11 protein-coding genes are annotated in these 12,598 nt (G+C 34.5%); 3 read left to right on the top strand and 8 right to left on the bottom strand.

From position 1 onward, the window contains the following. Positions 1 to 40 precede the first annotated feature (40 nt). The 7 genes from T410_RS05195 to T410_RS05165 form a co-directional block, all read right to left on the bottom strand. Positions 41 to 1,798, bottom strand: a complete 1,758-nt coding sequence (locus tag T410_RS05195; protein ID WP_035669193.1) for a BatD family protein — start codon at positions 1,796 to 1,798, stop codon at positions 41 to 43. Positions 1,799 to 1,818: 20 nt separating this feature from the next. Further along, positions 1,819 to 2,577 carry a tetratricopeptide repeat protein gene (locus T410_RS05190; protein ID WP_035669191.1) on the bottom strand — a complete coding sequence of 253 codons (759 nt, stop codon included), beginning with the start codon at positions 2,575 to 2,577 and terminating at the stop codon, positions 1,819 to 1,821. 76 nt (positions 2,578 to 2,653) lie between these two features. Next, positions 2,654 to 3,694 carry a VWA domain-containing protein gene (locus tag T410_RS05185; protein WP_035669189.1) on the bottom strand — a complete coding sequence of 347 codons (1,041 nt, stop codon included), beginning with the start codon at positions 3,692 to 3,694 and terminating at the stop codon, positions 2,654 to 2,656. A 40-nt stretch (positions 3,695 to 3,734) separates the two neighbouring features. Then, positions 3,735 to 4,736, bottom strand: a complete 1,002-nt coding sequence (locus tag T410_RS05180; RefSeq protein WP_035669187.1) for a VWA domain-containing protein — start codon at positions 4,734 to 4,736, stop codon at positions 3,735 to 3,737. After that, entirely contained in the window at positions 4,736 to 6,367 is a 1,632-nt protein-coding gene (locus T410_RS05175; protein WP_035669186.1) for a hypothetical protein, read from the bottom strand. Before T410_RS05175 ends, T410_RS05180 begins: the two co-directional genes overlap by 1 nt. Before the next feature lie 114 nt (positions 6,368 to 6,481). Next, entirely contained in the window at positions 6,482 to 7,345 is an 864-nt protein-coding gene (locus T410_RS05170; RefSeq protein WP_035669184.1) for a DUF58 domain-containing protein, read from the bottom strand. A gap of 80 nt (positions 7,346 to 7,425) precedes the next feature. Further along, on the bottom strand, positions 7,426 to 8,430 hold the full coding sequence (locus T410_RS05165; RefSeq protein WP_035669182.1) for a MoxR family ATPase: 1,005 nt from the start codon (positions 8,428 to 8,430) through the stop codon (positions 7,426 to 7,428). A 212-nt stretch (positions 8,431 to 8,642) separates the two neighbouring features. Between T410_RS05165 and T410_RS05160 the strand changes: the two genes are divergently transcribed. The 3 genes from T410_RS05160 (at position 8,643) to T410_RS05150 (ending at position 11,547) form a co-directional block, all read left to right on the top strand. Then, positions 8,643 to 9,515 (top strand): aldo/keto reductase family oxidoreductase, encoded by an 873-nt coding sequence (locus tag T410_RS05160; protein WP_035669180.1) that lies wholly within the window; start codon positions 8,643 to 8,645, stop codon positions 9,513 to 9,515. 58 nt (positions 9,516 to 9,573) lie between these two features. Beyond that, positions 9,574 to 10,329: an SDR family NAD(P)-dependent oxidoreductase gene (locus T410_RS05155; RefSeq protein WP_035669178.1), complete on the top strand. Its 756-nt coding sequence runs from the start codon at positions 9,574 to 9,576 to the stop codon at positions 10,327 to 10,329. Positions 10,330 to 10,407: 78 nt separating this feature from the next. Then, positions 10,408 to 11,547 carry an ATP-binding protein gene (locus T410_RS05150; RefSeq protein ID WP_035669176.1) on the top strand — a complete coding sequence of 380 codons (1,140 nt, stop codon included), beginning with the start codon at positions 10,408 to 10,410 and terminating at the stop codon, positions 11,545 to 11,547. A 12-nt stretch (positions 11,548 to 11,559) separates the two neighbouring features. Here the strand turns inward: T410_RS05150 and T410_RS05145 are convergent, their stop codons facing one another. Beyond that, complete coding sequence (locus T410_RS05145; protein ID WP_035669174.1) at positions 11,560 to 12,336, bottom strand: alpha/beta hydrolase; 777 nt, start codon at positions 12,334 to 12,336, stop codon at positions 11,560 to 11,562. Positions 12,337 to 12,598: the final 262 nt, after the last annotated feature.

Genomic DNA, 12,598 nt, shown 5'->3' with positions numbered 1-12,598 from the left:
CAATCCGCATTGTGTATTAATCTCTATTTTAAACAGCTATTTAAGCAATTTGTTTTTCTAAATCTGAAATAATTAAAACAGCTTTATCAAAATCCTGCTGTATCGAAACACTTGACGATGGTGCATATCTGGCTACTTCACAGTTTTCTGTAAGTGCGATAAAATCATTCACCGCTTCTGGATTAGCATTTTTTGACAACAAGAATTCCTGAATATTATCTTTACTCATTTCTGAAGTCTCGATGTGTAATTTAGCTTTCAAGAAATTATGCATCGCTTTTTCCAATGCAATGTAAAACAGTTCTTTATTATTGATTTGTTTTTTGGCTTCCGATAAATATTTCTTGGCTAGTTTATTGTTCATTCGAATTCTGTTACCGGCAATATCACCGTCAATAGCTTCTTTCTTCTTTTTGAATAAAACAATCAAAGGCAGTAATAGAAACGGGAAAAATAACAATCCGTAAAACAAATTAGAGCCAAAGAAATCTTTTTTATTCATGTCCAAAAGTTTACTTTTTAACTTAATGAATTTGAATTGTTCTACGTTCCCTATTTTATTTTTATTCTCACCTGAATTTGAAGCAATAGTTGCATCAGATGCAGTAGGTCCATCCAACACATTAATCATTATTTCTTTTGAACTTAATGTTTTATACGTTCCTGAACCCAAATCAAAATAAGAAAACTGTAATGGTTTTATTGGGTAATTTCCTTTGTACTGTGGGATAATGGTGTAACTATCTGAAATTTTCCCTGACATTCCTGAAAGCGGTGTATTTACCTGTTCGTTATGAACCGCATCATACATTTCCAAAGCATTTGGCACAACTGGTTTTGGCAAACTGAACAATTTCATATTCCCTTTACCGGTTACACTTACAACTAAATCAAGGCTTTCACCGTTTTTCAGATTCGTTTTAGTAGGTGTTACTTTAAAATCAAAGTGACCTACTGCTCCAGAAAAATCTTCCGGTTTTCCAGCTTCAGGAAGTGCTTTGACAGCAATCGTTTTTGTTCCTGCAGAAACCCTTTTGCTGCCATCAGTAACAATTACACGTCCAAACATATCACGACGGTTTGTAGGCAATTGCACATCAATATCTAATGACAAAGGCTCTATTGCCAATTTTCCTGATTTTTGCGGATATAAAACTGTTTTTCTCAATACCACATAACGGTATTTTTGTCCTTTAAACATCCCTTCTTCGGCAACAAGCTGTTTGATATCGATGTTCTGACTCCAAAAGTCATTATACTTTGGCTTGTTGAGTTCACGCCAATTGGTGATTCCAATATTATAACTGAAATACAATTTATAAACCACCGTAATTGGTTCGTTTATATACGGATTTGTTTTAGAAATATCAGCAACAAGATAAATATTGTCATCTGCCGAAACGCTTATATCATTTGGATCTCTCGGCTGTTCCGTTGCTGCAGTAACATTAATTCTTATGGGCGATGTTTTATAAATTTGCCCGTTGTATTCTATTGCAGCTTGCTTGATGACCAAGACACCTTTTTGATTTGGCAAAAGAAAATAAGAATATATTTTCTCAAAAGAGCTCTTTCCATTGACCCATGATTGACTCACTTGCTGACTTGGTCCTGCAATAACTCTAAATCCTTCAAAAGAGGGCTGGTTAAAGTTATCCCCATCAACATTCATTATAAAATCGATACGAAGTCTTTCGTTTAAGCCTAGCGTAGTTTTACTTACTCTCGCCTCAAATTGTACTTGAGCGCTAAGAGAACCACACACCATTAAAACTAATACTGCTATAAATTTTTTCATTTTCAAATTATCTAATTGAATTACCAATCTTTCTCAGTCTTGACTGGTTTTCCTTTTACTTTTTGGGCATTTACTTTATCCTGAACTTTCTTTTCTTCCTTATTTACCGCATCCAAAAGATTTTCTAAACGTTGTTTAGAGATTCCGCCAGGTGCTGGTTTTGGCTCTCCTTTATCATCTGGTTTAGGGCCTTTATTGTCTTTATCTTTATCTCCTTTGTCGTCTTTCTTTTCTTTATCCTTATCGTCCTTTTTATCTTTATCGCCGTCTTGTTTCTTGTCGTCCTTTTTCTTGTCTTTGTCTTTATCCTTATCGCTTTTCTTGTCGTTTTTCTTATTGTCATCCTTTGGTGGATTTTCTTTTAGCATTTTCTTTGCCAATGCATAATTATAACGGGTTTCTTCATCTGCGGGATCATTTCGTAGTGCATTTTTATAGGCTTCTACTGCTTGTGTGTAATCTTTTTCTTTCATGAAAACATTACCTAAATTATGGTATGCTTGGTGTTTATCAGGTCTTGTTTTGGCATTTTTTAATGCTTTTGCATAAGCGAATTTTGCCTCAGCAACTTGATTTTGCTTATAAATGGCATTTCCTAAATTGTACGGAGCAATCGTTTTATTCGGGAATTTTGAATCCGAAATTCTATAATTAGCTTCGGCATCAACAAAATTATTTTCAGCATATTCCTCATTTGCTTTAGGCAATATTCTGTCTTTCTGTTGTGCATTTACAACAAACGAAAGGAGTAATAAAAGAGGTGAAATTAAGTTTTTCATTTTATTTTTTAAATAAGCGTCAAAGTATATTTTGTTTTAGCTCTAACAAAGGAGCGTCTTAATAATACTTTGTTCTTTATATTTTTTTATTCTCGTTAAATAAATTCAATTTGTTTACCCAACTTGTTTTTCTTTCCAAAAGGAAAATATCCAGAAACAAGAAAATAAATGCAAAACCCAAAAACCATTGAAATTGGGATTGAAAATCAGCCATTTCAGTTGCTTCAAATTCTGTTTTTTGGATTTTATCCAAAGCATTTTTGATATATTCCAGTACTTCTTTGGTATTATTCCCGTTTACATAACCGCCTTTTGTAGCTTTTGCAATAGCTTCTAATCCTGCTCGATTCAATTTAGTAATAACCACTTGATTATTATTATCACGTTGGAAACTTTCTACAATTCCGTTTCTTTTCAATGGAATCGTCCCTCCTTTTTCAGTTCCAACCCCAATCGTGATAATTTTCATTCCTAATTTATTGGCTTCTTCAGCGGCACTTTCGGCACCTTCAGAATGATCTTCACCATCTGAAATCAGAATCAATAATTTGCTTGTTTTACTCTTATCATCAAAATAAGTGGATGATAATTTTATGGCTTCATCCAGCGATGTTCCCTGTGAAGAGACCATTCCGGGATTCATACTTTGCAGAAACATTTTGGCCACAGCATAATCAGTCGTGATAGGCAATACGGGGAAAGCGCTTCCAGCGTAAGCCACAATTCCTATTCTGTCACTTCCTAATTGGTTGATAATTTGCGAAACAATTTGCTTGCTTTTTTCTAAACGGCTGGGCGCCACATCCTCGGCCAGCATACTTTTGGAGACATCCATTGCAAAAACAATGTCAATTCCCTCTCGCTTAACGGTTTCCATTTTGGTACCAATCTTTGGATTTACCAATCCAATAATTAATCCAAGTAATGCCAGTAATAACAATACCAACTTCAAAACTGGTTTAAAAACAGAGCTTTCCGGGCTTAGTTTTTTTACCATTTCTAAGTCTCCAAATTCACGTTGTTTTTTTCTTTTCCAATATAAATTAAATAGAAAAACCAACACCACAATTGGGAGTATAAGCAGCAGGTATAAATATTTTTTTTCGTCTAATTCCATTTTTTATCTTTTAGTCACAATTTTCAGTTTGCGACTCTCATTATATAAAGCTTTTAAAAACCGTATTTCTCAATCCTACTTCCAACAATAATAAAAAACCTGCAAACCAAATGAATGGCCTGAATTTTTCATCATAATCATAGAATTTTAGTTCTTCAATTTCAGTGGTTTCCAGTTTATTAATGGACGCATAAATCTCGGCCAACTTGCTATTGCTTGTTGCTCTAAAATATTTTCCATCCGTTTTTCTGGCAATACTTTTCATCAATTGCTCGTCAATTTCCACCTTCATCATTTGGAACAAAAACTGTCCATTTGGTGCCACCGCATAAGGAAACATTGCCATTCCGTTGGTTCCTATTCCTATTGTATACACCTTAATACCGTATTGCTTGGCAATATCAGCAGCGGTTTCAGGTTCAATAAATCCGGCATTGTTTACCCCGTCTGTCAAAAGAATAATCACTTTACTCTTCGCTTTACTGTCTTTCAGTCTGTTCACGGCTGTTGCCAATCCCATTCCTATTCCAGTTCCGTCTTGCAAAACATTATCGTATTTTATACTGTTGATAGCATCCAAAACAACGGCTTTATCGCTGGTAACCGGGGATTTTGTGTACGCTTCAGAAGCATAAACCACCAATCCAATTCTATCATTTGGTCGTTCTCCAACAAAATCAGCAGCCACTCTTTTCAGCGCTTCCATTCGGTTTGGTTTCAAATCTTTGGCCAGCATACTTCCGGAAACGTCCACTGCCATGACAATATCAACTCCCTTTGTCGTTTTTGTTTTATTGCTTACATCAACCGTTCTTGGCCTTGCCATTGCCACAATCAAAGAAGACAAAGCCAATACGCGAAACACATTCAATATGGGTTTCAACTTTGTTAAATAAGAAGTTGTGCCTTTAAATCCTTGTAATGAACTTATTTTTAACGTAGCTGATTGTTGGTTCTTTTTCCAAAATAGCCAGACAATCGCAACTGGAATCAGAAGAAACAACCAAAAAAATTCTGGGTTTAAAAAAGTTATTTTAGCCATTATTTACTTGCTTGTTTTAATTCAACAGAACTCAAAACGCGTTCTGATATACTATTTGCATAATTGTCTCCTTCTTCATGGAAGAGTAAAATTTGTTGTAAGCCGCCTTCTTGACTGAACAATAATGCTTCATAATACATTTTCACGCTGTTTTGCTTATCACCATCAATTTTCTGGAATGTACCGTAGGCTTTAAGTCCTTTAATTCCTTCCTTAGTTTCAAAATCTTCTTGCTTCACAATCATGTTTTGTGCCCCTTGCGCTTCTAGTGATTGCAAGGCTCCATCCATAGATTTTTTCAAATCTATTTCGGTTTCTTTTTTATATTTTAAAGTAGAAACCATCAGATAAAAATGATCCGTAACACTACCATAAGCAAAAGATTGCATTTCTTTAATCAACGCCATTCCGTCTTTTGGCAGTGTTTTAGTCAAATCTACTCTCTTCAGTACTTTTGGTGTTTCTATTATAACGCCAGGATTTCCGTATTCGCTTTTCACCCATTCGCCCTCCAATAGTTCTTTAGTAGGGTTCCCAATAACATTGTCTTTTACATAATCAAATCCCTTGATTACAATGAAAAAAGTAGTAGTAGCAACCAGTATAAATACTACGGATGCAACTGCAGTTACAATGCGTTTCTTTCTCTTTTTTTGTAATTGAATTTGTATCTGCTTTTGCCTTTGGGCCTCATTCAAAAGAACATCTTCCTCTGCAGGAACCTCAATAGGAATAGAATTATCCAAAGTTAAAATTGCTTTTTGAATCTTATTTCGGTCTTCGGTAATTTCAAAATCCAACGGTTTTGATTTCGCAAATTTTACTAAATCGGCTTGTTTCAAAACACGCTCTAGATTTTCGATTATTTCTTGCGAAAGCGTCATCTTCTTTTTGACAGAAGCGGCTCTAAGCCCCTGAATAAGCTCTGATGTAGTACTTTCCATTGCTGGTATTTCGATTGCTTCTTCAATATAATTTCTGGCAATATCAGTCAACTCACTGTAATAGGCTTTTACTTCTCCTTTTTGCCAAAGTTCTTTTTTCTCTAAAGTATCCAGCAAACTGGTTGCTTTCTCAATTGGCGTTTTGAATATTTCTGCTTCTAGTTTTTTCTTTTGTTGTTTTTTGATATACCAGTAAATCAAAACTCCAATTCCAACAATTAATGCGATCACCAAAAGATATTTCCACCAATCTCCAATAGAATCATCCGCTTTAGCAATGCCCTTGATATCGAACATTTTTTGTTTTAAAGTATCTACTTTAACATTCGCCACTTCTACTAAAAGCGAGTCTGTTAGAAACGGTTTGCTGTTAATGAAGATTTTTATACTCGGGATAACATATCTACCGGAATCAAATTGGGTTAAACCATATTTTTTAACCAATTCATACTGGCCGTCCGTTTTGATGGTGTCAATAGGATAGGACTGAATTACCTCTAAAGCGCCAACGTTTTTCAATTTTGGAAAAATCACTTTAGACGATGTGTCAACAGTAGTTTTTATCGACAGTTTAAATTCGGCACCAATTTTATTTTTAATCGTGTCAATACTTGTCACTACTTGCTTTTGTTGTGCAAAAACAGCCGTAGAAAGCAGCAATAATAATAGGTAAAGTCTAATTTTCATTTTTATATTAAATATTTTTTCCTCTCCCCAGCCCTCTCCAAAGGAGAGGGAGCCGAGTCGTGAAAATTTTAATCCTCTATCATCTCCTCCCCTTCGGGGAGGCTGGGAGGGGATTTATCTCGATTTAAAATAGCCTAATAATTTAGTGACATAACTTTCGTCAACCCTTGTGTTTACAACACCTGAACCGGACTTGCTGAATGTTTCTTTAAAATAGTTTACCTTATCGTGATACTGTTTCTCATAATTCATTCGCACTAATTTTGAACTGGTATCAATCAATTCTATTGCTCCGGTTTCAGCATCGAGCATAGATACCATACCTAAATTTGGCATTTTTTCTTCTCGAATATCATACACTCGAATACCCGTTATATCATGTTTCTTAGAAGCTATTTTCAAAGTCTGTTCGTAATCCTCTGACATGAAATCAGAAATCACAAACACAATAGCTTTCTTCTTTTGGGTTCCGGATAAAAACTTCAAAGCTTGCGCAATATCTGTTTTTTTACTTTTAGGTTGAAATTCTATCAATTCCCTAATAATTCGCAACACATGAGATCTTCCTTTTTTTGGTGGAATATACAATTCGATTTCATCTGAAAACAAAATCAAACCTATTTTGTCATTGTTTTGAGTAGCAGAGAAAGCCATAGTTGCGGCAATCTCCGTAACAATATCCTTTTTGAATTGGTTTTTCGAACCAAAACTTTCTGAACCTGAAATATCAACCATTAACATCATGGTCAACTCCCGCTCTTCCTCAAAAACTTTTACGTGTGCTTCATTGTAACGTGCGGTTACATTCCAATCAATCGCACGGATATCATCTCCGTATTGGTATTGGCGCACTTCGCTGAACGTCATTCCACGTCCTTTGAAAGAAGTATGATATTCTCCCGAAAAGATGTGATCGCTCAATCTTCGGGTTTTAATTTCTATTTTTCGTACTTTTTTTAAAAGCTCTTTTGTATCCATTTCTTTAGTAATTAGTAATTAGTGAACAGTGAATAGTAACCAACCAAGGCTAATTACTATTCACTTATTACTATTCACTTTTAGGGTACTTCTACTTCGTTTACGATTTTGTTAATGATATCAACTGAAGTGATATTTTCGGCTTCGGCTTCATAGGTAACTCCAATTCTGTGACGCAATACATCATGAACTACAGCACGAACATCTTCTGGAATTACATATCCGCGACGTTTGATAAAAGCGTAACATTTTGCGGCATTCGCCAAATTGATACTTCCACGAGGAGAAGCTCCAAAACTGATTAATGGCTTCAAATCAGCCAATTTATATTTCTCTGGGTAACGTGTGGCAAAAATAATATCAAGAATGTATTTTTCTATTTTTTCATCCATATAAACTTCACGAACCGCTTCTTGAGCACGTAAAATTTGTTCTACCGAAACCACCGCATTTACTTTCTCGTAACTTCCTTTTAGGTTTTGACGAATTACTAAACGTTCGTCTTCCATTTTTGGATAATCAATAACCGTTTTCAACATGAAACGATCGACTTGAGCTTCAGGCAATTGGTATGTTCCTTCTTGCTCAATTGGATTTTGCGTAGCTAAAACTAAAAAAGGTCTGTCTAATTTGAAAGTAGTATCACCAATAGTCACTTGCTTTTCTTGCATGGCTTCTAACAATGCTGATTGCACTTTGGCAGGCGCACGGTTAATCTCATCGGCAAGGACGAAATTAGCGAAAATTGGACCTTTTTTTATCGAAAATTCATTTTGTTTGATATTGTAAATCATTGTACCAACAACGTCCGCAGGCAATAAATCAGGAGTAAATTGTATCCTGCTGAAAGATCCTTGAACAGCTTGTGAAAGAGTATTTATCGCTAATGTTTTTGCTAATCCGGGAACTCCTTCTAACAAAATATGTCCCTGACCCAAAAGTCCAATTAATAAACGCTCCACCATGTGCTTCTGACCCACAATAACCTTGTTCATTTCCATTGTGAGAAGGTCTATAAAAGCACTCTCTCTTTCAATTTTTTCATTGATTGCTCTAATGTCTAAAGTCCCCGTATTTTCTTCCATTTTATTATTTTTAAAACCTTGAATTTAATGCCTTCGTTTTGATGGTGCAAATTGAATTTTTTTTTAGACGTAAGATGTTAAAAAATGGTTAAAACTTCGACCAAACCCCTAATTTTAAGGACGAATTATGATACAATTTTTATATTTTTAAGAACTTTGAAAAATATCCTTCGAATTCGAAGAATAACGCATTTCAATATAAAATAAAAACCATGAGTAAAACAAAATTATCACCTATCGTTGCTGGTGTCATGAATTGGGGAATTTGGGATAAAAATCTCAACACCAAAGAAATGGAAAATATGATCAATGTATGTCTGGAAAACAAAATCAGCACTTTTGATCACGCTGATATATACGGAGATTACACTACCGAATCTGATTTTGGAAAAGCATTTGCTTCTAGCAAAATAGCCCGAGAAAAAATACAACTGATATCCAAATGTGGTATCCAAATGGTGACAGAAAACCGTAAAAACACCATAAAACATTATGATTATTCAAAAAAACATATTGTTTGGTCTGTTGAAAATTCCTTAAAAAATTTACATACGGATTACCTGGATGTTTTTTTATTGCACAGACCTAGCCCTTTGATGCAGGCAGATGAAATTGCCGAAGCGATTTTGAAACTAAAATCGGATGGAAAAATCATCGATTTTGGTCTTTCTAATTTTACTTCTTCACAAACAGAATTGATTCGTCAGAAAACAGAAATCAGTTACAATCAAGTACAATTTTCGGCTACTAATTTTGAGCCTATGCTTGACGGAAGCTTTGACTATATGCAAATGAACAATATCCGTCCCATGTCATGGAATCCGTTAGGATGCGTTTTTAGAGAAGACATTCCGCAAACTCACCGACTTAAAAAACTATTGGCAACATTAGTTTCAAAATATCATTTTGGCTCTGATACCCTATTGCTTTCTTGGATTTTAAAACATCCTGCCAAAGTAATTCCTATTGCCGGAACGGTTAATGTGGCCCGAATCCAATTGTTGATGAAAGCTGTTGAATTAGAATTAGAACAAGAAGATTGGTTTGCCATTTGGGCTGAAAGTATGGGAAATAATGTGCCCTAATTAGGTTTCAAATGTACCTTGAACAGAAAATAAATGATTGAAAAACAGAACAAATCCCATGAAAAAAATAGCCTTAGTAACTGGCGCAACAAGCGGAATTGGAGAAGCAACAGCAAGAATATTAGCCAAAAATAATTATAAAATTATTCTTTGCGGAAGACGTGAAGATCGATTAATTGCTTTAGAAAAAGAGTTATCTGAATTTACTGAAATCCATACGCTATCATTCGATGTTCGCGATAAAAAAGCCGTTTTTGAAAGCATCAATTCCTTACCTGAAACGTTTTCTAAAATTGATGTTTTGATTAATAATGCGGGAAATGCACACGGTTTAGATGCTATCCAAAATGGAAATTTAGATGATTGGGATGCCATGATTGACATCAACGTAAAAGGGCTATTGTATGTTTCGAAAGCCATAATTCCGAAAATGATTGAACAAAAATCAGGTCATATTATCAACATAGGTTCCATCGCCGGTAAAGAAGTCTATCCGAACGGAAACGTATATTGCGCTTCAAAACATGCCGTTGATGCCCTGAACCAAGCCATGCGCATGGACTTGAATCCTTATGGAATAAGAGTTGGCGCTATTCATCCCGGAATGGTAGAAACCGAGTTCAGTGAAGTGCGTTTTAAAGGCGATACAGATAGAGCTGCCAATGTTTATAAAGGTATTGAAGCCTTACAACCAGAGGATATTGCTGACATCATTCATTTTGTAGTTTCCAGACCGTATCACGTAAATATTGCTGATTTGATAGTATTTCCTACCGCACAGGCATCAGCAACTATTTTAAAAAGAGCTAATTAAAATTGGATTGTTGGATTTTTAGATGATTTAGAAAATCTAAAAATCCAACCTTTTAAGAGTTCTAAAAATCTAATACCCATGATCAACAAACGCATTCTCATTAAAAACCTTCTCGCACACAATGATGAGAGCAGTTTTTATGATAAAAAGCGTCAGTTGAATTTACATACCCGAGAAGGAAAAGCTAAGTTTTTAAAACACATTTGTGCCTTGTCGAATTCAAATCCCACTAACAATTCCTATATCGTTGTGGGCGTTGAAGACCAAGACAATACTATTGTTGGTGACGATTTTTTTGATGATAGCCGAATTCAGAATTTAGTGAATGCCTATCTGGAAAACCCACCGAAAATTCAGTACGAAAATGTTCCTTTCCCTAATTTGCCAAAGGATAAAGTGATTGGACTGGTTACTATCAAACCCAAAAGCAAAACATCCCATTTCAAAAAAGGAATTCATACCATTCCGGCCAACAGTATTTTTATAAGGCGAGGCAGCAATACGGTTCCTGTAGAAGGGGAAATTGAAAAGAATTATCAAAACACAGAAACTGTTATTGGCATAGAAAATAATTCTAGAAACAGCATCGAATATACATTGGACGGCGTGATAGATTTTATGAATTTTCGGCACAAAGACATGGCGCCAAAATATAAAGTTTTCAAAGAATTATTTGTGATTTGCTGGGCAGGAATTGCCAAAAAATCCCGTGATAAAACCTATTTATCTCGTGTGGATATTGAACTCATAAACGAACAAATCAAGCTATTTTATTCTGCTCAGGATGTCGTGGAAATCACTTTTGACGAAGATACTTTTACCATTATTGAATATGTCCCTTTGGGGTTGAATGATAAAACGACTTACTATCCTTTAGAAAAACAAACCATTCATTTTCATGATAATGGTTATTATAAAATTGAAAGAGAAATGCTTTTTCAACCTCCGGAATTCAATAAAAAATTATTATTTCATATTTATAATTCCAATATTTCTTTACTCAAAAAACTCCAAAAAGGGCATTCCTTATCCGAAAGAGAACATAAAGATCTAGAAAATTTACCTTCTACTTTCATGATTTGCTACCTTAACGGTTTTGAAGAAGCCAAACAAAAACTGATTGATGCTAAACTACTTTTAAAACCTTTTACACAAGTGTATTTATCGTTTAAAGAAGCATTACGGATTTTGAGAAAAATGAAATATGATGTACAGTGATATTTGGCTATTTTATTCTAATAAAAAACGCATAAGATATCTATTAATTTCTTTTTTCTGTCTTTTATTTCCTCTATCACTCATGACATTATGAATTGTATTAGGGAGTTTAATGATTGTTATCCCGAATTTTTTTTGCTCTGCAACAGTTGGCAAAACGCCTTCATCAGCAGGTTGGTCACTGGATCGTAATGAATAAACTTTAGGCTGAGAAGTTCTGGGTAATTCCATTCTGCGATTGTCTAACGAAATTATTTTATCAACTAAATTAGGGTATTTATGAGCAAATAAAACAGACATATCACCTCCATTCGAATGTCCAATTAGGATTAAATGTTTATAGTCTAAATCGGGATTTGTCTTTTTCAATTCATTAAGAACAAATAAAATATTCTCCGCTCCTCTTTCCCAATTTGGTCGTCTCACAACTTGAGGAATTCCTATTTTCGGCAATAAATCATCAGTTGGTAATTCATGCTGAATGCTAACTACAAAGTATCCTTTTGAGGCTAAATTTTTTGTCAAATACGAATAGCCTTTATTCGCTCCAGGGATATTTTCTGCATAACCATGACTGACAAGTACCACTTTTTGATTTATAATTTTTTCGTTTGTCTTTGGCAAATAAAATGCAACCGGAATTAATCGTTTTCTTGAAGAGTCAACCCAATTTACACTGTCTAATTTAACTTCAAAATTTTGATTGGGAATATTTACGTTAGCCGTTTTTTTATTTGAAGTACAACTAATTAAAAGAAAGCAAAATAGTGTTTGCAGGTATATTTTCATATTTATTTTGAAATTTTATCTTTACAAAAAAAGCCATACTAGATAGCTCGGAAATTCTGAGGAAGATGAAATAGAATATGTAGTTAAAATAAAGTAACTAATGATTTTTGTAGTTGTATTACGACCACAAAGCCGCAAACCAACCTATAATATCATTTATCACTTGACATACAAAACTAGTCAATAGAAACAACAAAGCGAGAACTGCATTCATCTTATATGTGTTTTAAGTTTTTGTAAAAATAACCTAAAATATTTTATC

Source organism: Flavobacterium sp. 83, from assembly GCF_000744835.1.
Taxonomy (GTDB): domain Bacteria; phylum Bacteroidota; class Bacteroidia; order Flavobacteriales; family Flavobacteriaceae; genus Flavobacterium.
Note: the sequence above shows the minus strand (reverse complement) of the source record. Positions and strands in the feature narration are given on the sequence as shown.

Excerpts from the sequence above, each read along its gene's own strand:
- T410_RS05195 (WP_035669193.1), bottom strand. The coding sequence starts at position 1,798 with ATGAAAAAATTTATAGCAGTATTAGTTTTAATGGTGTGTGGTTCTCTT.
- T410_RS05190 (WP_035669191.1), bottom strand. The coding sequence starts at position 2,577 with ATGAAAAACTTAATTTCACCTCTTTTATTACTCCTTTCGTTTGTTGTA.
- T410_RS05185 (WP_035669189.1), bottom strand. The coding sequence starts at position 3,694 with ATGGAATTAGACGAAAAAAAATATTTATACCTGCTGCTTATACTCCCA.
- T410_RS05180 (WP_035669187.1), bottom strand. The coding sequence starts at position 4,736 with ATGGCTAAAATAACTTTTTTAAACCCAGAATTTTTTTGGTTGTTTCTT.
- T410_RS05175 (WP_035669186.1), bottom strand. The coding sequence starts at position 6,367 with ATGAAAATTAGACTTTACCTATTATTATTGCTGCTTTCTACGGCTGTT.
- T410_RS05170 (WP_035669184.1), bottom strand. The coding sequence starts at position 7,345 with ATGGATACAAAAGAGCTTTTAAAAAAAGTACGAAAAATAGAAATTAAA.
- T410_RS05165 (WP_035669182.1), bottom strand. The coding sequence starts at position 8,430 with ATGGAAGAAAATACGGGGACTTTAGACATTAGAGCAATCAATGAAAAA.
- T410_RS05160 (WP_035669180.1), top strand. The coding sequence starts at position 8,643 with ATGAGTAAAACAAAATTATCACCTATCGTTGCTGGTGTCATGAATTGG.
- T410_RS05155 (WP_035669178.1), top strand. The coding sequence starts at position 9,574 with ATGAAAAAAATAGCCTTAGTAACTGGCGCAACAAGCGGAATTGGAGAA.
- T410_RS05150 (WP_035669176.1), top strand. The coding sequence starts at position 10,408 with ATGATCAACAAACGCATTCTCATTAAAAACCTTCTCGCACACAATGAT.
- T410_RS05145 (WP_035669174.1), bottom strand. The coding sequence starts at position 12,336 with ATGAAAATATACCTGCAAACACTATTTTGCTTTCTTTTAATTAGTTGT.